This window comes from Alloalcanivorax gelatiniphagus (genome assembly GCF_005938655.1).
In the GTDB taxonomy this organism is placed as follows: Bacteria; Pseudomonadota; Gammaproteobacteria; order Pseudomonadales; family Alcanivoracaceae; genus Alloalcanivorax; species Alloalcanivorax gelatiniphagus.
In genome coordinates this window covers 156,142-176,664 of sequence record NZ_VCQT01000036.1, presented here as the reverse complement: position 1 = coordinate 176,664, position 20,523 = coordinate 156,142, and the positions used below count along the sequence as shown (strand labels likewise).

The following is a 20,523-nucleotide window of genomic DNA, read 5'->3' as shown; positions in this document are numbered from 1 at the left end:
GCCGGGGGAAACCGTTCCCGCCTCCGTGCCAGGCGGCACGCCGCCACTTTTTGGGGCTGGGTGGGGTGAGGGTTCTGTAGGAGCGGCTTCAGCCGCGATGCCCCCATGCCCCCCATGCCAGGCGACCGCAAAGGCAAAGGGCCGGGCGGTGATCCGCGCCGGCCCTTCCAGGTCAGTGGTTACCCAGTTTCTTTTCCAGGTGATGGATGTCCACGCCACCTTTCTTGAAGGCCGGGTCGCGGAAGATCTTGTCCCGGTGCAGGGCCACGTTGGTCTTGATCCCTTCCACCACGATCTCCTCCAGCGCGATGCGCATTCGCTCGAAGGCCACGTCCCGGTTCTCGCCCCAGGTGATCAGTTTGCCGATCAGGGAGTCGTAGAACGGCGGCACCGTGTAGCCACCATAGACATGGGAGTCCACCCGCACGCCATTGCCGCCGGGGGCATGGAAGTAGGTGATCTTGCCGGGGCTGGGCACGAAGCTCACCGGGTCCTCGGCGTTGACGCGGACCTCGATGGCGTGGCCCTGGAAGTGCACGTCTTCCTGCTTGATGGTCAGGCCCTGGCCGCCGGCGATGCGCAGCTGTTCCTTGACGATGTCCACGCCGGTGATCATTTCCGTGACCGGGTGTTCCACCTGCACGCGGGTGTTCATCTCGATGAAGTAGAAGCCCTCGTTTTCATAGAGAAACTCGAAGGTGCCGGCGCCCCGGTAGTTGATTTCCTTGCAGGCGTTGACGCAGCGCTGGGCCACTTCTTCCTTCAGGTGCGCGGGAATGTCCGGTGCCGGGGCTTCTTCCACCACTTTCTGGTGGCGGCGCTGCAGGGAGCAGTCCCGGTCGCCCAGATGGATGGCGTGGCCGGCGCCGTCGGAGAGCACCTGGATTTCCACGTGGCGCGGCTTCTGCAGGAACTTTTCCATGTACACGGTGCTGTCGCCGAAGGCGTTCTTGGCCTCGGAGCGGGTCAGGGTCACCGCGTTGAGCAGGTGCTGGCGGTCTTCCACCACGCGCATGCCCCGGCCACCGCCGCCGGCGGCGGCCTTGATGATCACCGGGTAGCCGATTTCCTCGGCCATCATCAGGGTGGCGTCCTGGTCGTCGCCCACCGGGCCGTTGGAGCCGGGAACCGTGGGCACGCCGGCGGCCTTCATGGCCTCGATGGCGGACACCTTGTTGCCCATCAGGCGGATGGTGTCGGCGCGGGGCCCGATAAAGATAAAGCCGGAGCGCTCCACCACTTCCGCGAAGTCGGCATTTTCCGCCAGGAAGCCATAGCCCGGGTGGATGGCGTCCGCGTCGGTGACCTCGGCGGCGCTGATGATGGCGGGGATGTTCAGATAGGAGTCGGTGGACGGCGCCGGGCCGATGCACACCGCCTCGTCGGCGAGCCGCACGTGCATCAGGTCACGGTCGGCCTTGGAATACACCGCCACGGTGCGGATACCCAGCTCCTTGCAGGCGCGCAGGATACGCAGGGCGATTTCGCCTCGGTTGGCGATCAGAACCTTTTCCAGCATGGGAAACCCCCGTTAGACGATGGAGAACAGGGGCTGGTCGAACTCCACCGGCTCGCCGTCCTCCACCAGGATGGCGTCGATGGTGCCGGACTTGTCCGCCTCGATCTGGTTCATCATTTTCATCGCCTCGACGATGCACAGCACGTCGCCGGCCTGCACCTTATGGCCCACTTCCACGAAGGTGGCGGCGCCCGGTGAGGGTGAGCGGTAGAAGGTGCCGACCATGGGCGAGCGCACCAGGTGGCCGCTGGGCGTATCGTCGCGGGGCGCCGGGGCGCTTTCCGCGGCGGGGGCCGGCGCCGGCGCCGGTGCCGGAGCGGCGTACTGCGGGTACGGGGCATATTGAGGTGCCGGCGCGCCGGAATGGCGGCCGCCGCGGCTGATGCGCACGGATTCCTCGCCTTCCTGAATTTCCAGTTCCTCGATGCCGGATTCTTCCAGCAGTTCGATCAGTTTCTTGATTTTACGGATGTCCATGCTCAGTCCTGTGCCTGATCCAGATGTTCCAGGGCGGCGGTCAGCGCCAGTTGATACCCGGCGGCGCCCAAACCACAAATCACGCCCTCGGCGATGTCGGAAAAATAGGAGTGTTGCCGGAACGGCTCGCGGGCGTGCACGTTCGACAGATGTACTTCGATAAACGGCAGCGCCACGGCGAGCAAAGCATCGCGCAGGGCCACACTGGTGTGTGTGAACGCCGCCGGATTGAACACAATGAAATCGGTGCCGTCGTCGCGCGCCCCGTGGATGCGCTCAATCAGCTCATGCTCGGCGTTGCTTTGCAGATGCCGCAGTTCATGGCCCGCCGCCGAGGCGCGCTCGCGCAGGCCCCGGTCAATGTCCGCCAGCGTGGTGTGGCCGTACTTGTCCGGCTCGCGCTGACCCAGCAGGTTCAGATTGGGCCCGTGCAGTACGAGGATGCTAGCCAAGACGTCTACCCCTGAAAGTGCGGTCATCTGCATTGAACGTGTGACGAAATACCGGTTTGGCCCGCTTTTCGTCGACGTTGGCAGTCTAAGGGTATCCGCTTGCGGAAATAAAGGACTTTACACCATTCGTTACATGTAGGGTTTGGGACGCTTTCGGGCGGGGTGGATGGGGCTGGTTTATCGCGGCTGAAGCCGCTCCTACGACGTTTCGTGCCACACCGTAGGAGCGGCTTCAGCCGCGATAAACCGCGATCAGCCGCCGGTGACCGGCAGGATCCTGTTGTCCAGGTGCTTCAGGAAGCGTTCCGGGTTCATCTCCCCCAGCACCCGGGCGTCCGGCACTTCCTTGCCGTCCGGGTCGAAGAACACAAAGCTGGGCAGCCCGAAGATGTTGAAGTCCGACATGATGCGCTGGTTTTCCTCGTTGATCTCGGTGATATCCACTCGATACAGGTCGAAGCCGCCCATGGCGTCCAGCACGCGCGGGTCGGCCAGGGTGGTGTCTTCCATGACCTTGCAGGCCACGCACCATTCGGCGAAGAAATCCACCAGCACCGGCCGGTTGGCGGCGGCGGAGGCGGCCAGTGCATCGAGCAGCGGCCGGCGGCCGGCCAGGCTGATCCAGGGGCCATGTTCGCCGTCCGCCGCCGGGCGACCATCGGCGGAGGCCGCCGGGGCGCTGGCCGGGGCGGCGGCCACGGCGGCCGGGCCGGCGATCGGCGCCAGCGGCTGCCAGGGGTCGCTGCCGCCGCTGGCGGCGCCGATCAGCATGATCGCGCCGTACAGGGCCAGCACCAGGGCCAGCGCCCGTTTCAGCCGGGAGCCGCCCTCCGCCACCGGCTCCAGGGCGCCCAGCTGAACCCCGTAGATCAGCAGCAGCAGGCCGTACAGACCCAGGGTCAGGGTGTCGGAGACGATGCGGTCCAGCAGCCAGATGGCCACGCCCAGCATCACCACCCCGAAGAAGCGTTTGATCTCCTCCATCCACAGGCCCGCCCGGGGCAGCAGATGGCCGCCGCCGGTGCCGAAGATGATCAGCGGCACGCCCATGCCGAGAGCCAGGGCGAACAGGGAGGCGGCGCCGGTAAGCGCATCGCCGGTGCCGGCCACGTAGAGCAGGGCGCCGGCCAGGATCGGCGTCACGCAGGGCGACACCACCAGCGCCGAGATCACGCCCATCACCACCGCCCCGGGCACCCCGCCACCGCCACCACCGGTGCGGCTGAGGCGGTCGCGCAGGGCGGCGGGCAGCTGCAGCTCATAGAGCCCGAACATGGACAGGGCCAGCAGCACGAAGATCACCACGCTGGTGACGATCGCCGCCGGTTGCTGCAGCAGGAATTGCAGGTTGAGGCCGGCGCCGAACACCGCCACCAGCAGCCCGGCCAGGGTGTAGGGCACCGCCACCCCCAGCACATAGGCCACGCTCAGCACGAAACCACGGCGGGCGCCGGTGCCCTGGCCATCGCCGTGGCCGCGCCCGGCGATAATGCCGGACAGGATCGGCACCATGGGGAACACACAGGGGGTGAAGGCCAGCAGGATACCGCCGGCGAAGAACAGCGCCACGATCAGGCCCAGCCCACGGCCGTTCATCCATTGGTTGAAGGCGTTGGCGTCCTCGGAAAACAGGGTGGCGAAAAAGCCGTCCTGGTCGTCGGCGGAGGGGGCCACCGGCGGGGCGGTAGGAGCGGGGGCGCTATCGGCGGGGCCGGCCTGGCCCGGGGCGGGGGCGCTGAATGCGTAGGTGCGAACCTCCGGTGGGTAGCACAGGCGGTCCTCGATACAGCCCTGGTAGCGCACCTCCAGTTCGGTGTCGGCCAGCGGCACGCTATCCAGGGGCAGGATCACGTCCACCTGGCCGTAGTAGACCCGCACATCGCCGTAGATTTCGTCGGTCTTTTCCTTGGCGGGTGGCAGCGTCACTCCCTCGAAATCCTCCAGCAGGTTGCCGTTGGCGTCGCGCAGGGTGAAGCCTAGCTTGTGCTGGTACAGGTAGACCTGGTCATGGAGCATGAAGCTGACCAGCAGCTGCTGGCGGTCCCAGTCCGCGTCGGTGACCACCTGGATGGCCTCGTCCACCGACGGCAGCGCATCGCCGCCACCGCCCAGGCCGCCGCCACTGAGCGACAGGGCCGGGGCCGGCGCGCTCAGCGCCAGCATCACAATTCCGAGCACCGCCGCCCAGGCGGCCTTCGGCACGCGGTTACCCCGCCACCCCTTGAATAACGTCATTCCTTGCTCCCGCTGGTTTCGGGTATTGGATGCCTCCCCACCGGGGAGGTTCCGGGCAGCCTCGCGCCCTGGCTTTAAGAAACCGTTAAGGCGCCCCTGAATAATGCCTTGCAGGCGTGGATCGCCCGTCAACGGTAGCCCCCGGGTCGGAGGGCCCCGGCCCGCCGCCGGCGTATTGTCCCCGCAACCACGGGGTGGTGCAAAAGACGAGGGGGCTCTTATAGTGGGCTGAATCCCGGGAAGAGGTGGTCAATGCGAATTCTGCTGGTGGAAGACGATGAAATGCTGGCCGATGGCCTGGTGCGGGCCCTGCGCCATGACGGCTACGCGGTGGACCACGTGGCCCGTGGTGACCTGGCCCAGGCGGCGGTGGACGACGGCCGCTTCGACGCGGTGCTGCTGGATCTGGGGCTGCCGGGCCTGGACGGCCTGGAGGTGCTGCGTACCCTGCGGCGGCGCCGCCACCCGGTGCCGGTGATCGTGATCAGCGCCCGGGACCGGCTGGACGACCGGATTGACGGCCTGGACGCCGGCGCCGACGACTATCTGATCAAGCCGTTTTCGGTGGACGAACTGCGCGCCCGGCTGCGCGCCCGCCTGCGGCGCGGGGCGGAACCGACCCGGGACCTGCTGCGCATCGATGATCTGGAAATCGACCCGGACGCCATGACGGTGACCCGGGGCGGCCAGCCGCTGCGCCTGCCGCGCCGGGAAATGGCGCTGCTGGTGGAACTGGCGCGCGGCGCCGGCCGGGTGCTCACCCGGGACCACCTGGAACAGGCGCTGTACGGCTGGAGCGAGGAAGTGGAGAGCAACGCCCTGGAAGTGCACATTCACCACCTGCGCCGCAAGATCGGGGGTGACCTGATTAAGACCGTGCGCGGGGTGGGGTACACCCTGACGCCGCCCGAGGGGCGCTGATGTTCTCGATTCGCCGTTTTCTGATGACCGCCCTGGTGTCCGTGATTCTGGGCGGCGGCGTGCTGCTGGGCTGGGGCACCTACCACACCCTCTATCACGAACTGGACGAGCAGTACGACGCGGAGCTGGTGCAAAGCACCCGGCTGCTGGCCTCGTTCTGGGACAATGACGCGCCGGACCCCAGGGTGGCGCGGCTGGAGCCGGCGGAGGTGCGCTACCAGCGCTACTTCGTCTACCAGCTGTGGCGCGATGGCGAGCTGGTGCTGGCCAGCGACGGCGCGCCCAAGGAGCCGCTGCTGCCGCTCACCGATCCGTCCTCCGGCGGTCGCTATCACGAGGTGGGCGGCTGGCACGCCTACGCGCTGCCGCTGTGCGGCCAGCGCTGGGTGGTGGTGGCGGAAAGCGACCGCGCCCGCCGTTCGCTGGTGGCCAACACCGCCGCCACGGTGCTGGCGCCGTACCTGCTGAGCGTGCCGGTGATCCTGCTGCTGGTATGGCTGGCGGTGCGCTGGGGGCTGCAGCCGCTGATCCGGCTGGCGCGCTCGGTGGCGGCCCGCGACGCCAACAACCTGACGCCGCTGCGGCACCGGCCGGTGCGCGAACTGGCGCCGCTGACCGAGGCCATCAATACCCTGCTGGCCCGGCTGGTGGGCACCCTGGAAAGGGAGAAACGCTTCACCGCCGATGCCGCCCACGAACTGCGTACCCTGCTGATGGCCCTGCGCCTGCATGCGGACAACGCCGCCCAACTGGACGACCCGCGTGAGGTGGCGGCGTCACTGACGCAACTGAGCCGGGCGGTGGACCGGGCCAGCCGCACCGTGGAACAGCTCATGCAACTGTCCAGGCTGGACCCGCAGCGGGCCAGCGCCGGTGACCGCTGCGACGCGGTGGCGGTGGCCCGGGACTGCATCACCCTGATCTCGCCGCTGGCCGAGCAACGGGGTCAGACCCTGACCCTGGACGGGCCACCGCACCTGTGGGTGGCGATGCCCGCCGAGGTGGCCGACATGCTGATCCGCAACCTGCTCGACAACGCCTGCCGCTATTCCCCGGAGGGCACCGCCGTGGGCGTGCGCATCAGCGAAACCCAGGGCCAGGTGCGGGTGGAGGTGAACGACGGCGGGCCGGGCCTGACCGCCGATCAGCAACGCCGCTTCACCGGGCGTTTCAGCCGTGGCCGCCAGGATGTGCCCGGGGCCGGCCTGGGCCTGTCCATTGTCGACCGCATCCTGAGCATCTATGGTGGAGCGCTTCGTTTCCGGCTGCGCGACGAGCAGCGGCCGGCCGCGGCGGTGATGACGCTGCCACGGGGTTGATGTCGGGCCGTGATGGCTGGGCTATAGTGGCGACGAAGGAAACCGGGGAACGCCCATGAAAGAAGATAAATTCGGACAGAAGGTCGGAGACCGCCTGCTCGATCCCAAGAACAACCGTATCTGGAAAGGCCTGCTGGGGCTGGTGCTGCTTCTGCTGCTGGTGGACGTGGCGCTGGGTTGGTACTGGAGCTGGGAGCCGGACCTGCAGCCGGTGAGCCGCGCCGATGGCGCGGTGCCCGGCGAAACCGTGACCCGCGAAGTGATCCATGTGGCCAGCACCCTGCTGGACAAGCCCGGCGGTTACCTCAGCAACGACATGCTGCCGCACCGGCTGTGGCTGGACAACATGCCGAGCTGGGAATACGGCGTGCTGGTGCAATTGCGCGACGTGACTCGGGTGATGCGCCGCGATATGAGCCGCTCCCAGTCCCAGAGCCAGGAGGACCCGTTCCTGGCGGTGGCCGAGCCGCAGTTCAACTTCGACTCCGAGAGCTGGGCCATGCCGGCCACCGAAAGCGAATACCGGCGCGGCATCCGGGCGCTGCAAAACTATCTGGCGGCGCTGCGCCGCGCCGATGGCAGCGCCCACTTCTACACCCGCGCGGACAACCTGAACTACTGGCTCAACGAAGTGCAGAACCGGCTCGGTTCCCTGAGCCTGAGTCTCAGCCAGAGCGTCGGCCGCACCCAGTTGAACACCGACCAGGACACCCCGGTGGGCGAGCTGGACGAGCGCGAGACCTACGTGCAGACACCGTGGATGGAAATCGACAATGTGTTCTACGAGGCGCGCGGCGCTTCCTGGGCGCTGGCCCAGCTGATGCGGGCGGTGGAAGTGGATTTCGCCGACGTGTTGCGGCGCAAGAACGCCACCGTCAGCTTCCGGCAGATGGTCCGCGAACTGGAAGCCACCCAGCAAACCCTGTGGAGCCCGATGATTCTCAACGGCTCCGGCTTCGGCCTGTTCGCCAACCATTCCCTGGTGATGGCCAACTACCTGTCCCGCGCCAACGCCGCCCTTATCGACCTGAGAAAGCTACTGCAGGAGGGGTAAACCATCGCGGCTGAAGCCGCTCCTACGGAAGGGGGGTGGTTTTGTCGCGATGCGCTTCTTTTGTAGGAGCGGCTTCAGCCGCGATCCGCCTTCACCCCGATAAAGCCGGCGAAGTTATACCACTTGAAGAACATGTCCACACTGCTCAGCCCGGCCCGGGACAACATGCTCAGGTTCTCGTCCGGACGGTAGGGAATCAGCACGTTTTCCAGGGCTTCGCGCTTGCGGGCGATCTCGGTTTCCGAATAGCCGTTGCGCTTTTTCATCTCGTAATAGAGCGCGATCCACTGCCGGTTAAGCAGCGCATCGCTGCCCAGCACCTTCTCCACCAGGATCAGGGCGCCACCCGGGCGCAGCCCCTCAACGATGGAACGCAGCAGACCCTCCCGATTGAGCGGGCGCACGAACTGCAGGGTCAGATTCAGCACCACCACCGAGGCATTGTCGATGGTGACACCCTCGTTGAGATCGCCGGCGCACAGCCGCAGGCGCCCCTCCGGCAGGCCGGCCAGATTGGCGCGGGCCTTGTCCAGCATGGCCTCGGAATAGTCCAGCCCCACCAGCTCCACCGCCGGGTCCACGGTCTGATCCAGGCTGTGCAGGGTGATGCCGGTGGAGCAGCCCAGATCGTAGATCCGGGAGCCGGGCACGGCGAAGCGCGCCGCCAGTTCGCCGATCATGCGTTGCAGCTCCCGGTACTGGGGAATGCTGCGGTCCAGCATATCGTCGAACACCTCGGCGGTGCGTTCACCAAAGTCGAAGTCGGCGATCGCCCTGTCCTGCTCGCTGAACAGTCGATCCCTGCGGTCGGATGTCATGGTACGCCTCGCGTTCTCTGCCTGGCTGGTTCCCGGTGGCACGGTATCGTGCGTGGCAGAGTGTAGCGGAACTTGGAGGCGCGGCGGAGCCCCGCGGGCATTGGCCCGGCGGGGCGGCGCTGATCAGGCGGCGGCGGACACCGCCGGTTCCGGCAGGGTGGCGCGCCATTTTTCCAGCAGGTGGGAATTGTCGTCCTGCCACGGGTGGAAGCCCGGCCGCAGGTACTGGAACCAGTCCGGAATCGCCTGGCTCACCACGCCCTTGTAGCCGAACATCTTCCACAGCCCCTTGCCCAGCACCAGCGGGCGGCGGTGCAGGCCCTCCTGGCGCAGAAAACGCCAGGTAAAGTAGCTGCTGAACGCCACCAGATAGGCGGTGCCGTAGAAGAACGCCCGTTGCCGGCGCCAGTAGTCACCGTCCACGTCCTGGTAGAGATCGAAGGCCACCGCCTTGTGCTCGGTTTCCTCGATGGCGTGCCACACCCACAGCGGGCGTACCGACGGGTCCATCTTCTCCACCATATCCGCGCGCCGCAGAATGGTGTCCGCCAGAATCGCGGTGATGTGCTCCAGGCCGGCGGTGGCGGCCAGCTGGCGCTCCGCGCTGAGATGCTTGCGCGCCCCGGCCAGCAGCCGCCGGGCCACGCCCAGGGCCTCGTTGACCAGTGCGTCCTGGTCCGGGCCCTGGCCCGCCACCAGGTCGTTGAAGGCCTGGTGTTCCAGGGAATGCATGGCTTCCTGGCCGATAAAGCCGGAAATGTCCTTCTGCCGCTGCGGATCGTCCACCTGGTCACGGAAGGCGCGCACCGCGTCCACGAAGAAACGCTCGCCGTCCGGGAAGGTCACCGACAGCACATTCATGAAATGGGTCAGCACCGGATCGTTGTCGAACCAGTAGCGGCTTTGCTCGAACCCCTGGAATTTGAAGTTCATGCGCCGGGGGCGAATCGGCAGCCGCGCCATGGCGCGGCGGGAACGGGAAAACAATGTCATCGGCGACTCCGGATGCGGGTGTCATTGATTGATGGTAACAACTATGGTCCAGTCGGGCCTTGGCGGTCTTGTAGTGGAGGGCCAACCTGTGGTGACTTCGGGCCGTGCCTGGTTCACCCCCGGAATACCGGGAATCTATGTGGTGCTGCTGTGCGATGTGCTCAGCGGCCTGGGCCATGACCCGGCGCCGCTGCTGCGCCGGCTGGGCACCCGCCGTGAACAATTGCTGGACCCGGAGTTCCGGCTGCCCCTGGAACGCGCCGATCTGGCCGCGGAAGCCGCGCTCGCCCTGGTCGGCGAGGCGGGCCTGGGCTTTCGCTATGCCCGGGCCATGCGCATCACCCTGCATGGCCCGGTGGGCCTGCTGGCGCTGTCCAGCGCCACCATCGACGATGGCCTGGAGGCGGCGCGCCGTTACCTGGGCTTGCGCGCCCCCTTTCTGGTGGTGGAGCGGGAACCCCTGGGCGACGGGCGCCAGGCGCTGTGTTTGCGCACAGATTTCGGCCCGGGACCGGTGCGCAGCTTCGTGATCGAGGCAATGGTGATCGGCTTCGTGCATATGCTTGAGCAACTGATGGAGGCGCCGCCGGAGGGGGCGGAAGTGCATTTCCAGGGGCCGCCGCCGGCCCATGGAGAGGCGCTGCGCAAGGCGGTGTCGGTGCCGGTGCGCTATGACCAGCCCCGCGATGCCCTGATTCTGTCCGCCGGGTTGCTGGCGGCCCGGCCGCGGCTGGCGGACCCCCAATCGGAAGCGCTGGCCCGGGAACAATGCGAGCTGGAATTCCGGCGCTGGCGGGCCAATCAGGAAGGCCCGCTGCCGGAGCGGGTGCGCGCCGCGTTGCGCGATGGGGAAGGCGCGCCGCCGGATCTGGCCGAGATGGCCGAGCGGTTGGCGGTGTCGGCCCGGACCCTGAAGCGGCATCTGCAGCAGGCCGGGCTCACCTACCGGGAACTTCAGGACGAAGTCCGCTACCGGCGGGCGCGCAAGTTGCTGAGCGACGGCACCCTAAGCATCAGTGAGGTGGCCTACGCCCTGGGCTATAACGATGTGGCCAACTTTTCCCGCGCCTTCAAGCGCTGGAGCGGCCGCACCCCCGGGGCCTACCGGGGCGGCGGCCCCGGCCAGGCCGGTTAGTGGGGGCTCAGGAGTTCATGCCTTTCAGCTTGCTCTGGATGTCCTGCCGGCGGCCCTGGTCGGCCAGCGGCCGTTGCGGGCGCGGCGGCGCCTGCAGGGCCTTGGTGAAGTAACGGCGGGCGCCGTCCTGATCACCCTGGTCGAGCAGGAAGTCGGCGTAGAAATAATTGCTGTCGATGCCGTTCGGGTTGATCTCCAGGGCGCGGGTCAGCAGTTCCCGGGCCTTGTCGTCATCGCCGAAACCGATCGGCCAGCCGGGCACCTGATAGTACAGGCTGCCCAGGGAGGTGAGCGCGGAGCCGTCCAGGCTGCGTTCATCCTGGGCCAGGGCCTGCTCGAAATCCTGGCGCGCTTTTTTCACCAGTGACAGGGCACCCAGCCCGCCCTTGGCGCCGGCCCAGGTGCTGAGCACGATGCCGTCCCAGATTTTTGCTTCCGGGCGCTCCGGGTGGGCGGCGGCGAACCGCTGGCTGCGGTCGCGCAGCGCCTCGAAGGCGTCGGCCTTCTGGTCGTCGGCGGTCTGATACTGAATCTCCGCCCAACGGGTCTGGATCGCCAGCAGCTCGTCGTCGAAGGCATCGGCCCGGGCCACCCAGGGCAGGGCCACCAGCATCACCGCCAGCAGGCGGGGCAGAACGAAACCAAAGAAGTGTTTCACGATGAAGCTCCTTGTTTAAGAAAGCGTTGAATCACGGGCAGTTGTTTACGCAGGGCCTTGTCCACCAGACGCGGCAGCAGGGCGTTGAGGCGCACGAACAGTTTTTCCGGCCAGCCCAGGAAGGTGTTGGCGGGGCGGCCGTCCAGGGCGCGCACGATGCGGCGCGCCACCGCCTCCGGGGCATCCATGCGGTTGCCCAGGGTGCGGTTCATGGCTTCCACCTGGTGGCCGTTCATGGCGGTGCGGGTGGCCCGGGGCGCCACGTAGCGCACCCGGATACGGGTGTCCGCCAGTTCCCGGCGCAGGGCTTCGGTGAAGCCGCGCAATCCGAACTTGCTGGCGCAGTAGGCGGTGTAGCCGGGGTAGCCGATGCTGCCGAAGGTGGAGCCCACGAACAGCAGGGTGCCGGTGCCCCGGCGGCGCATGCCCGGCAGCAGCTCGCGGCTGAGCACCAGGGCGCTGCGCAGGTTCACGTCCAGGGTTTCGGTGAGCGAGGCGTCGTCGTTGCCCTCCGCGTCCACGAAATGGTTCACCCCGGCGCAGTGGATCAGCCCATCCGGCAGGCCCAGCTCCGCCACCAGGTCGGTGACCCGGGCGCCCAGGTCCGGGGCGGTCAGGTCCAGCCGCACCGGCACCACCCGTTGGTGTTCGAACGGGGCGCGCCCGTGCCGTGACGCCACCAGCACCCGGTCACCCCGGTCCAGCAGCGCGCGCAGCACCTCGGCGCCGATCCCGCCGCTGGCGCCCAGCAGCAACCAGCTACGCTCAGGCGACCCGCTCATGGGCACCTCCCCGTTGCTCACCGGCGGCGGCCACCGGCACGGCGTGCAGCATGTCGCCGTAGAGCCGGTAGATCACCTTGCTGGCATGGATCACCGCCTGGCGGTCGTCGTGGTCCTCGATGCGATTGATCAGGCCGGTAAAGAACTGATAGTGGTCCTGGTCCAGGGCGCCGTGGGAATACAGGTAGCTGAACGCCTTCTTGGGCAGATGCAGGGTGTTCTGGACCTGCTCGGCCAGGGGCGTGGCCAGGGCGATGCTGGTGCCTTCCAGCACGTGCACCATGCCGAAGAACGACACCGGGTTGCCACGGGCGATGGCGTCGTACAGCCAGGCCACCATCATCTCGATGGGCAGGTCCGGCTGGCCATGGCGCACCGCGTCCACGTCCGCGCCCAGGGCCTCCAGGTCATTGAGAATCCACTCCTGGTGGCCGTACTCGTCGCGGATGTATTCCACCAGCGCCTCGCGCATCCACTCCAGCCGTGCCGGCAGGCGGGCGCCACAGGCCATCATCAACGGCACCGTGTGTTTTACGTGGTGGTAGGCCTGGCTGAGGAAATAGCGATAGCTCTCCAGGTTGAAGCGGCCTTCGGGAATCGCCGCCAGGACCGGGGCGCGCAGCAGGTGGGCGCGGGCCTGTTCGGTTTGCTGCTGCAGAGTGTCATGAAACATGGGATACCTCGGTGTGTTCGTCTTCAACGGAAATAAAAGAGGAGTCGGGATAGCGCTGGGCGATGGCGTCACGGCGGGGCCGGCCATTGGCGGTGGCCAGGCCGTTGTTCACCGTGAACGGGGCCTCGGCGATGGCGATCCGGGTGACCCGGGCATAGTCCGGCAGGCCTTCATTGACCCGGGCGATCTGCGCGCGCAGCTGGTGCGGGTCGGCGCCGGGCAGCGGCACCACCACCGCCCGCAGGCTGGCCTCGCCATCGCCCTGCACCACCAGGCCGTGCACCGTGGTGCAGACCTGAAACGCGGTCTCCACCCATTCCGGGCTCACATTGCGGCCGAAGGCGGTGATCAGCAGGTTCTTGCGGCGGCCGTGCACATACAGGAAACCGTCCGCGTCCAGGCGCCCCAGATCACCGGTGGGCCATTCGTCGCCGGCGGGCTGGTCCAGGTAGCCCTGCATCACCGCGTCGCGGACATGGATCTCGCCGTGCTCGTCCACCCGCACCCGGGCGTGGGGCAGCACCCGGCCGACGCTGCCGGGGCGGTCGGCGCCGGGCACGTTGAGCGCCACCACCGAGCCGCATTCGGACAGGCCATAACCCTCGAACACCGGTAAGCCGAGATGCCGGGCGGCGGTCAGCAGGCCCGGGTCCACCTTGCCGCCACCCACCGCGATAAAGCGCAGCGACGGCGGCGGCGCCACGCCCTGGCCGGCCATCATGGTCAGCACCCGCAACAGCTCCGGCACCAGGATCACGCTGTGCGGCCGCCATTGCTGCAGAGCGGCGGCGAAGGCGGCCGGGTCGAGCCGGGCGCTGCCGTTAAAGCCCAGGCTGGCCAGGTCCGGCAACATCACCCGGGCGCCCAGCCACAGCGGCACATACACGCCGGCCACGTTTTCCAGCAGGGTGGCCAGCGGCAGCACGCACAGATGGCGGGCGCCGGCGTGGGGCGCCAGGGCATCGGCCAGGGCGATCACCGTGCGGCGCAGGTGGTCGTCGTCCAGGCACACCCCTTTGGGCGTGCCGGTGCTGCCGGAGGTAAAGGTGATCTTGGCCGGCCCGCCGCTGGACGCCGGCGCCACGCCGGTGGCGGTCAACTGGTCGCCATCGGTGTCATAGCGATGATCCAGGCGCGCCTCGTGCATCAGATGGCGGCGTTGCTCGTCGCTGAAGAACGGCGGCACCGGCACCACCGGAATGCGCAGCTGCTGGGCGGCCAGATCGGCCACCACCCAGGCCGGGCTGTTGCCCCCGGCCAGGGCCAGGCGGCGCACGCCGGCGGCGCGCAGGCGCTCGGCCTGGCGGGCCACGCGCAGGTGCAGGGCGGAGTAGGTGATTTCCCCGTGGGCGTCTTCCAGGGCCACCGCGCGGGGCTGGTGGCGGGCGTGGGCGGCCAGGCGATCAAGCAACCACGTCATGACGCACCTCCGGATCGCCATAGCCGGGGGCCGGATGCAGCCAGCCGGCGCGGCTCAGGGTGTGGTGGCCGGGCGGCACATAGCCGGCCATGACGCGGGGATCGTGGCGATAGTAATCGCCCCAACGGGCGGCGTCGGTGCGCAGCCGTGCCGGGTCCGCCGGGGCCAGGCAAACCGGCGCCAGCCCCAGGCGCGCGAACATATTGCGCACCTGAAGGGTGGCGGTGAAGGCGATCCAGTCCACCCCCAGCGACGGCAGCAGGGCGGTAAGGGCGATGAACAGCAGCCGGCCCGCGCCGGACCCGTCGGCGGCCAGGCTGGCCACTTCCAGCAGGCGGTGGCGGGCCACCGGCGTGCCGGCCAGGGCCGACACCGCCTGTTCCAGCGGCGCATCCAGATACTGCTCCAGAAACAGCCGGTGGCCGGCGGCTGGGGTCAGGGCGGCTACCGCCCGGGGCTGGCCGAACGGATCGTTCAGCGCCATCAGGGTGGGGGCGGTAATGCGCGGGCGGGCCCCGTAGCTGGCACGGTAGCGCTGGCGCGCGAAGGCGGCGGCGTCGTGGTAGCCGGGCTCGCCGGGGCGGCAAAGTCGGGCCTCCAGCGGCACCCCCTTGAGCATCAGGGGGCGGCGCAGGCAAACAGGGTCGAAAACGGTTGGCGTCATGGCGGACTCCCGGTTCTGAGAGTCCCATTCGGCACCGCCAAGCTTAATGCTCTCTTAAAGGAAAAAAAGGCGGAAATAAAACCGCCAGACGCGCCTCGTATTAATAAACAAAATCATTTCTAATTAGAGAAAATCGTCAAGGGAACGTCATGAGCAATAGCAATAACCCGCTGGACCCGTACCAGCCCCCGCAGGCGGAAATCGCGCCGCCACCGTCTTCTCCCGCGCCGCTTTTTTATCTGGTCTCGCCGGCGAAATTCTCGCTGCTGTTCTGGAGCACCATGGGGATCTACGACGTGTATTGGCAATATAAAAACTGGGCGCTGTACCGCGAGGCGCGGGGCGGCGGCGGTTTGCCGGTGCTGCGCGCGGTGTTCAGTATTTTTTTCGCGCCGTCCTTGTTTCATCGCATCGACAGGGAGGCGCGGGCGGCGGGTGTGCCCGGTGGTTTCCAGCCATCGCTGCTGGCGGTGGTGTACGTGCTGTGCACCCTGTTTTCCAGCGTGGGCAGCAATCTGATGGATCAACCGGGCCTGCCGGGCCTGCTGCTGTGGCTGGGGAGTCTGGTGATGCTGCTGCCGATATGGTGGGCGTTGGGGCGGTGCCAGCAACGGGTCAACGCCACCCTCGGTGACCAGGATGGTGTCGCCAATAGCCGCATTACCTGGGCGAACGGGATTTGGATCGGGTTGGGCGGGCTACTGTGGCTGAGTACCCTGTGGAGCCTGGCGACGTGGGCGCGGGTGCTGTTCATGCAATGACCGGACAAGGCGCGGGGCCTTGTCCGGTGGGGCGGTGTGATATGGAGACTCGGGATCAGAACTTGTAGCCGAGGCCGACCATGTACACCCAGGGGTCCACGTCCACGTTCACCTTGGTTTCGCTGATGCTCAGGGCGGTGGGGCCCTTCACGGTGGCGTCGGTTTCAATGTCCATGTACCAGACCGAGGCGTTCACCAGCAGCTTGTCGGTGAGCATGTAGTCCACCCCGGCTTCCAGGGCCAGGCCCCAGGAGTCGTCCAGCTCCAGATCGCTGAAGCCCTGCGCCTTGCGGGTGGCGGTCAGGTCTTCCTCGAAGAAGGTGGTGTAGTTGATGCCGGCGCCCACATAGGGCTGTACGGCGGACGACGGGTCCATCGGGTAGTACTGCAGCAGCACGGTGGGCGGCAGATGCTTGATGTCGGCCAGCTTGCCGTCCAGGCCGGCGCCCAGACCCTTGACGCCAACCTCGTGTTGGAACGGGGTGGCACCCACCAGTTCCACGCCCAGCTGGTTGGACAGCATGTAGGTGAAGGTCAGGCCGAGCTGGGTGTCGCTGTCCAGGGTGGCACTGGTGCCGGGGGCGGCGGTGCCGTTGAATTTCAGATTGCCGCTGTCCTCGTGCGGATCAACGGTGGCGGCGCCCGCACGCACGATGAAAGAACCGGCTTCGTGTGCCTGGGCCGCGCCGGCGATTGCCAGAACGGAGCCGGCCATTGCCATGGTTACCGCTTTGCCCAGAGTGTGCCGTGAGAATGCCATCTTGCTGTCCCCTTTGTGGTCCTGATGTATTCCTGATTGCGATGGGGATAGCGTGCCAGTGGCACCGGCGAAAAGAATTGCCCTGGGTCAAGGCCGTGGCCATAAACGAAAAAAGGCCGGGTGCAAACCCGGCCTTGCTTCGGTCCAAGGGCGCCGATCAGCGCTTTTCGTAGGCTTCCACGGACTTGACGATTTCCTGCTTGGCGGAGGCGGCGTCTTTCCAGCCGTCGACCTTCACCCACTTGCCTTCTTCCAGATCCTTGTAGTGCTCGAAGAAGTGTTTGATCTGGGCGAGCAACTGCTTGGGCAGGTCGGTGACTTCCTGGACGTCGTCGTAGAGCTTGCTCAGCTTGGTGTGCGGCACCGCCACCACCTTGGTGTCCTTGCCGGCTTCGTCGGTCATGTCGAGCATGCCCACCGGGCGGCAACGGATCACGGAGCCGGGCACCACCGGATGGGGGGTGACCACCAGCACGTCCATGGGATCGCCGTCTTCGGACAGGGTGTTGGGGATGTAGCCGTAGTTGGCCGGGTAGAACATCGGCGTGGACATGAAGCGGTCAACGAAGATGGCGTTGCTTTCCTTGTCGATCTCATACTTGATGGGATCGGCGTTGGCCGGAATCTCGATGGCCACGTAGATGTCTTCGGGAACGTCTTTTCCGGCGGGTACCTTTGCAAAATCCATGGTCTGTCCTTCAGCGTATGGGTCAGCGGGCAGGGGACCGCGGCGGTGCCCCGTTGAATGGGCGCGGATTATAGCAATGGCGCGGCCCGCGTGGCTAATCGGCGATCCCCGGCTGGCACGAAAGTGGCAGGGACCCGTGAGAAGACGGCGCCGGGCCGGTACAATCCCGGCTTTGATGTGTACGTGAACCGCGCCACCGAGGAGTCGCCGCCCATGCCCGTCCATGAAATCACCCACCCCCTGGTCAAGCACAAGCTGGGCATCCTGCGCCAGCAGAGCCTGAGCACCCGCAGTTTCCGCCAGGTGACCGCCGAGCTGGCGGCCCTGCTGACCTACGAAGCGACCAGCGACCTGACCCTGGAAGACTACCAGGTGCAGACCTGGGCGGGCCCGGCCCCGGCCCAGCGCATCAAGGGCAAGAAGGTCACGGTGGTACCGATTCTGCGCGCCGGCATCGGCATGCTGGACGGCGTGCTGGAGCTGATTCCCAGTGCCCGGGTCAGCGTGGTGGGCGTGTACCGCAACGAGGAAACCCTGCAGCCGGTGGCCTACTTCGAGAAGCTGGCCCACGGGCTGGACGAGCGGCTGGCCCTGGTGGTGGACCCGATGCTGGCCACCGGCGGCTCCATGCTGGCCACCATCGAGATGCTGAAAAAAGCGGGCTGTAAGCAAATTCGCGCACTGGTGCTGGTGGCCGCGCCGGAAGGCGTGCGCCGGGTGGAGCAGGAGCATCCGGACGTGACCATCTACACCGCCAGCATCGACCAGGGTCTCAACGAGGACGGTTACATCATGCCGGGCCTGGGCGACGCCGGCGACAAGATCTTCGGCACCAAGTAATCGCTAACGAGGGGGCGACACCCATGGACCGCACACCGGGATTCTGGAACTGGAAAATCATCCTGATCGGCGCGCAGATGCTGTTCGTGGCCTTCGGCGCCATGGTGCTGATGCCGCTGCTCACCGGCCTGGACCCGAGCGTGGCGCTGTTCACCGCCGGCCTGGGCACGCTGCTGTTCCAGTGGATCACCGGCCGCTCGGTACCGGTGTTCCTGGCCTCGTCGTTCGTGTTCGTGGCGCCGATCAGCCACGGCATCGACCAGTGGGGCGTATCCGCCACCATGGGCGCGCTGATGTGCACCGCGCTGGTGTACGTGATCCTGGGCGCCCTGGTGAAATGGCGCGGCCCGGGCTTTCTGCACCGGCTGATGCCGCCGGTGGTCACCGGCCCGATCATCATGGTGATCGGCCTGAGCCTGGCGCCCACCGCCGTCAACTTCGCCATGGGCATGACCGGCAACGGCGCCGAGCGGCTGTTCCCCTACGGCGAGGCGCTGCTGGTATCCACCGTGGCGCTGGCCACCACCGCCCTGGTGGCGACCCTGGCCCACGGCCTGTTCCGGCTGCTGCCGATTCTGTGCGGCGTGCTGGCCGGCTACCTGGCCGCCCTGCTGCTGGGCATGGTGGACTTCACCACCGTGCAGCAGGCCGGCTGGCTGGAGGTGCCGGCGTTCGTCGCCCCCAGCTTCCACCTGCCGGCGATCCTGTTCATGATTCCGGTGGCCCTGGCGCCGGCCATCGAGCACGTGGGTGACGTGCTGGCGATCAGCAATGTCACCGGCAAGGACTACATCAAAAAGCCCGGCCTGCACCGCACCCTCACCGGCGACGGCATCGCCAGCATGGCGGCGGCGCTGTTCGGCGGCCCGCCCAACACCACCTACTCCGAGGTCACCGGCGCGGTGATGCTCACCAAGGTGTTCAACCCGGTGGTGATGACCTGGACCGCGATCTTCGCCATCGCCCTGGCCTTTATCGGCAAATTCGGCCACCTGCTGCAGAGCATTCCCACCCCGGTGATGGGCGGCATCCTGATCCTGATGTTCGGCTCCATCGCCAGCGTCGGCATGAACACCCTGATCAAGGCCCGGGTGGACCTGCACCAGCAACGCAACCTGGTGATCGTGGCGGTGACCCTGATCTTCGGCATCGGCGGCATGGTGGTGGGCAACGGCGAATTCACCCTGCAGGGCATCAGCCTGTGCGGTCTGGTGGCGGTGTTCCTTAACCAAGTGCTGCCGTCGGCCCGGGACGACGCCGACGATCTCCACGAAGAGCAGGAATACGTGGACGATTTGCTGGAGCATGCCAGGAAGAAAGAGCGTTGAGGGTTCGAAGTTAAAAGTTGAAAGTTGAAAGTTAAAACGCGGGTCGGGTCCGAGCGTGGGGCAAGGCCGTGCCCGCGTTTCAATCAGATCAAACCCGGGGTAAGGCGCTTCGGGTGCGACCTTTCAACTTTTCACTTGCAACTTTCAACCACTCTTTTCACAAATCCGCCTTGCGGACCCAGGTCTTGGCTTCCGGTTTTTGATAGTCCGCCATGCGGTCCAGCAGCCGGGCCGGGTCCGATTCCACGATCAGCATTTCGCGGTGGACCGGGCGCAGGAAGGCCTGGTCGGTGGCGTGGTCCAGGAAGGTGGTCAGGCCGTCGTAGTAGCCGTCCACATTGAGCAAGGCGCAGGGATTCTCGTGCCAGCCCAGCTGGCCCCAGGTCCAGATCTCGAACAGTTCCTCCAGGGTGCCGACGCCGCCGGGCATGGCGATAAAGCCATCGGCCAGGCCCGCCATGCGGGTCTTGCGTTCGTGCATGGAAGAGGTGACGTGCAGTTCGGTGAGCCCCGGGTGGGCGATCTCCTTATCGCGCAGGGCCTCGGGAATCACCCCGGTGGCCCGGCCGCCGGCGTCCAGCACCGCGTCCGCCACCACCCCCATGATGCCCACGCTGGCGCCGCCGTACACCAGGCCCAGGTCCCGCTTCACCATCTCCTCGGCCAGCGCCCGCGCGGCTTCGGCATAGACCGCCCGCCGCCCGGGGCTGGACCCGCAATACACACAAACACTGCGCATGTTCTTTCTCCACTGATTGGCCGTATCGGTTGGGGCGCCAAGGATGCCCCGCCGCAGAGGCGGGCGCAAACCGGAGCAGAGCCGGACATTATTCCGGGCAGGCGCTGGTGGCTGTGGAACGCAACTGATCGATGATGCCGCCGCAAATCGGAAGGCCTCTATCCGGGACGCGGAACCGTTCCGGGTGCCAACAACGATGAACCGAGGGGTAGCTCCGCAGGCTGGAGATTGCTGTAGGAGCGGCTTTAGCCGCGATCCCCTCCGGCGCCATCTTCATCGCGACTAAA

The 20,523-nt window shown here is 67.0% G+C and carries 21 protein-coding genes; 7 read left to right on the top strand and 14 right to left on the bottom strand.

The window, feature by feature from the left end:
• Window positions 1–172 precede the first annotated feature (172 nt).
• The 4 genes from accC to dsbD all read right to left on the bottom strand — a co-directional run bounded on the left by accC (window position 173) and on the right by dsbD (window position 4,683).
• Window positions 173–1,519, bottom strand: coding sequence for an acetyl-CoA carboxylase biotin carboxylase subunit (gene accC, locus FGS76_RS12235; protein WP_138772923.1), 1,347 nt, complete (start codon window positions 1,517–1,519; stop codon window positions 173–175).
• A gap of 12 nt (window positions 1,520–1,531) precedes the next feature.
• Window positions 1,532–1,996, bottom strand: a complete 465-nt coding sequence (gene accB / locus FGS76_RS12230) for an acetyl-CoA carboxylase biotin carboxyl carrier protein (protein ID WP_138772922.1) — start codon at window positions 1,994–1,996, stop codon at window positions 1,532–1,534.
• 2 nt (window positions 1,997–1,998) lie between these two features.
• The gene (aroQ, locus tag FGS76_RS12225; RefSeq protein ID WP_138772921.1) at window positions 1,999–2,448 is read right to left on the bottom strand and encodes a type II 3-dehydroquinate dehydratase; all 450 of its coding nucleotides are present in this window, start codon (window positions 2,446–2,448) and stop codon (window positions 1,999–2,001) included.
• Between the two features lie 252 nt (window positions 2,449–2,700).
• The gene (gene dsbD / locus FGS76_RS12220; RefSeq protein WP_138772920.1) at window positions 2,701–4,683 is read right to left on the bottom strand and encodes a protein-disulfide reductase DsbD; all 1,983 of its coding nucleotides are present in this window, start codon (window positions 4,681–4,683) and stop codon (window positions 2,701–2,703) included.
• 252 nt (window positions 4,684–4,935) lie between these two features.
• On the opposite strand from dsbD, the gene FGS76_RS12215 reads away from it, so the two are divergent.
• From FGS76_RS12215 to FGS76_RS12205, 3 genes are read left to right on the top strand one after another with little or no spacing between them, the layout of a single operon-like run.
• The gene (locus FGS76_RS12215) at window positions 4,936–5,604 is read left to right on the top strand and encodes a response regulator (protein WP_138772919.1); all 669 of its coding nucleotides are present in this window, start codon (window positions 4,936–4,938) and stop codon (window positions 5,602–5,604) included.
• A complete protein-coding gene (locus FGS76_RS12210) occupies window positions 5,604–6,923 on the top strand; it encodes an ATP-binding protein (protein ID WP_138772918.1) in 1,320 nt (439 codons plus the stop codon). The genes FGS76_RS12215 and FGS76_RS12210 overlap by 1 nt, the downstream gene beginning before the upstream one ends.
• A 55-nt stretch (window positions 6,924–6,978) precedes the next feature.
• Window positions 6,979–7,977, top strand: coding sequence for a DUF2333 family protein (locus FGS76_RS12205; protein WP_138772917.1), 999 nt, complete (start codon window positions 6,979–6,981; stop codon window positions 7,975–7,977).
• Between the two features lie 74 nt (window positions 7,978–8,051).
• Here FGS76_RS12205 and cmoA read toward each other — a convergent pair whose 3' ends face one another.
• Complete coding sequence (cmoA, locus tag FGS76_RS12200; RefSeq protein ID WP_138772916.1) at window positions 8,052–8,795, bottom strand: carboxy-S-adenosyl-L-methionine synthase CmoA; 744 nt, start codon at window positions 8,793–8,795, stop codon at window positions 8,052–8,054.
• A 123-nt stretch (window positions 8,796–8,918) separates the two neighbouring features.
• Window positions 8,919–9,788, bottom strand: coding sequence for a metal-dependent hydrolase (locus tag FGS76_RS12195; protein WP_138772915.1), 870 nt, complete (start codon window positions 9,786–9,788; stop codon window positions 8,919–8,921).
• 88 nt (window positions 9,789–9,876) lie between these two features.
• Here FGS76_RS12195 and FGS76_RS12190 point away from each other — a divergent pair, with 88 nt between their 5' ends.
• Window positions 9,877–10,923: an AraC family transcriptional regulator gene (locus tag FGS76_RS12190; protein ID WP_138772914.1), complete on the top strand. Its 1,047-nt coding sequence runs from the start codon at window positions 9,877–9,879 to the stop codon at window positions 10,921–10,923.
• A gap of 7 nt (window positions 10,924–10,930) precedes the next feature.
• Here FGS76_RS12190 and FGS76_RS12185 read toward each other — a convergent pair whose 3' ends face one another.
• The 5 genes from FGS76_RS12185 to FGS76_RS12165 are packed head-to-tail and all read right to left on the bottom strand — an operon-like array spanning window position 10,931 to window position 15,120.
• On the bottom strand, window positions 10,931–11,581 hold the full coding sequence (locus FGS76_RS12185) for a tetratricopeptide repeat protein (RefSeq protein WP_240692525.1): 651 nt from the start codon (window positions 11,579–11,581) through the stop codon (window positions 10,931–10,933).
• Complete coding sequence (locus tag FGS76_RS12180) at window positions 11,578–12,363, bottom strand: SDR family oxidoreductase (RefSeq protein WP_138772913.1); 786 nt, start codon at window positions 12,361–12,363, stop codon at window positions 11,578–11,580. The genes FGS76_RS12185 and FGS76_RS12180 overlap by 4 nt, the downstream gene beginning before the upstream one ends.
• Window positions 12,347–13,036, bottom strand: a complete 690-nt coding sequence (locus FGS76_RS12175; RefSeq protein ID WP_138772912.1) for an iron-containing redox enzyme family protein — start codon at window positions 13,034–13,036, stop codon at window positions 12,347–12,349. The genes FGS76_RS12180 and FGS76_RS12175 overlap by 17 nt, the downstream gene beginning before the upstream one ends.
• Window positions 13,026–14,456, bottom strand: coding sequence for an AMP-binding protein (locus FGS76_RS12170; RefSeq protein WP_138772911.1), 1,431 nt, complete (start codon window positions 14,454–14,456; stop codon window positions 13,026–13,028). The genes FGS76_RS12175 and FGS76_RS12170 overlap by 11 nt, the downstream gene beginning before the upstream one ends.
• Window positions 14,440–15,120, bottom strand: a complete 681-nt coding sequence (locus FGS76_RS12165; protein WP_138772910.1) for a thermostable hemolysin — start codon at window positions 15,118–15,120, stop codon at window positions 14,440–14,442. The genes FGS76_RS12170 and FGS76_RS12165 overlap by 17 nt, the downstream gene beginning before the upstream one ends.
• Before the next feature lie 149 nt (window positions 15,121–15,269).
• Here FGS76_RS12165 and FGS76_RS12160 point away from each other — a divergent pair, with 149 nt between their 5' ends.
• Window positions 15,270–15,881 (top strand): hypothetical protein, encoded by a 612-nt coding sequence (locus tag FGS76_RS12160; protein ID WP_138772909.1) that lies wholly within the window; start codon window positions 15,270–15,272, stop codon window positions 15,879–15,881.
• A gap of 55 nt (window positions 15,882–15,936) precedes the next feature.
• Here FGS76_RS12160 and FGS76_RS12155 read toward each other — a convergent pair whose 3' ends face one another.
• Together FGS76_RS12155 and ppa are read right to left on the bottom strand one after the other, a co-directional pair.
• Window positions 15,937–16,641 (bottom strand): OmpW/AlkL family protein, encoded by a 705-nt coding sequence (locus FGS76_RS12155; protein ID WP_276607931.1) that lies wholly within the window; start codon window positions 16,639–16,641, stop codon window positions 15,937–15,939.
• A gap of 157 nt (window positions 16,642–16,798) precedes the next feature.
• Complete coding sequence (gene ppa / locus FGS76_RS12150; protein WP_138772908.1) at window positions 16,799–17,329, bottom strand: inorganic diphosphatase; 531 nt, start codon at window positions 17,327–17,329, stop codon at window positions 16,799–16,801.
• A 213-nt stretch (window positions 17,330–17,542) separates the two neighbouring features.
• On the opposite strand from ppa, the gene upp reads away from it, so the two are divergent.
• Together upp and FGS76_RS12140 are read left to right on the top strand one after the other, a co-directional pair.
• The gene (gene upp / locus FGS76_RS12145; protein WP_138772907.1) at window positions 17,543–18,169 is read left to right on the top strand and encodes a uracil phosphoribosyltransferase; all 627 of its coding nucleotides are present in this window, start codon (window positions 17,543–17,545) and stop codon (window positions 18,167–18,169) included.
• A gap of 23 nt (window positions 18,170–18,192) precedes the next feature.
• Window positions 18,193–19,497, top strand: coding sequence for a uracil-xanthine permease family protein (locus FGS76_RS12140; RefSeq protein ID WP_138772906.1), 1,305 nt, complete (start codon window positions 18,193–18,195; stop codon window positions 19,495–19,497).
• A gap of 157 nt (window positions 19,498–19,654) precedes the next feature.
• Here FGS76_RS12140 and FGS76_RS12135 read toward each other — a convergent pair whose 3' ends face one another.
• Window positions 19,655–20,236 carry an LOG family protein gene (locus FGS76_RS12135; RefSeq protein ID WP_138772905.1) on the bottom strand — a complete coding sequence of 194 codons (582 nt, stop codon included), beginning with the start codon at window positions 20,234–20,236 and terminating at the stop codon, window positions 19,655–19,657.
• Window positions 20,237–20,523: the final 287 nt, after the last annotated feature.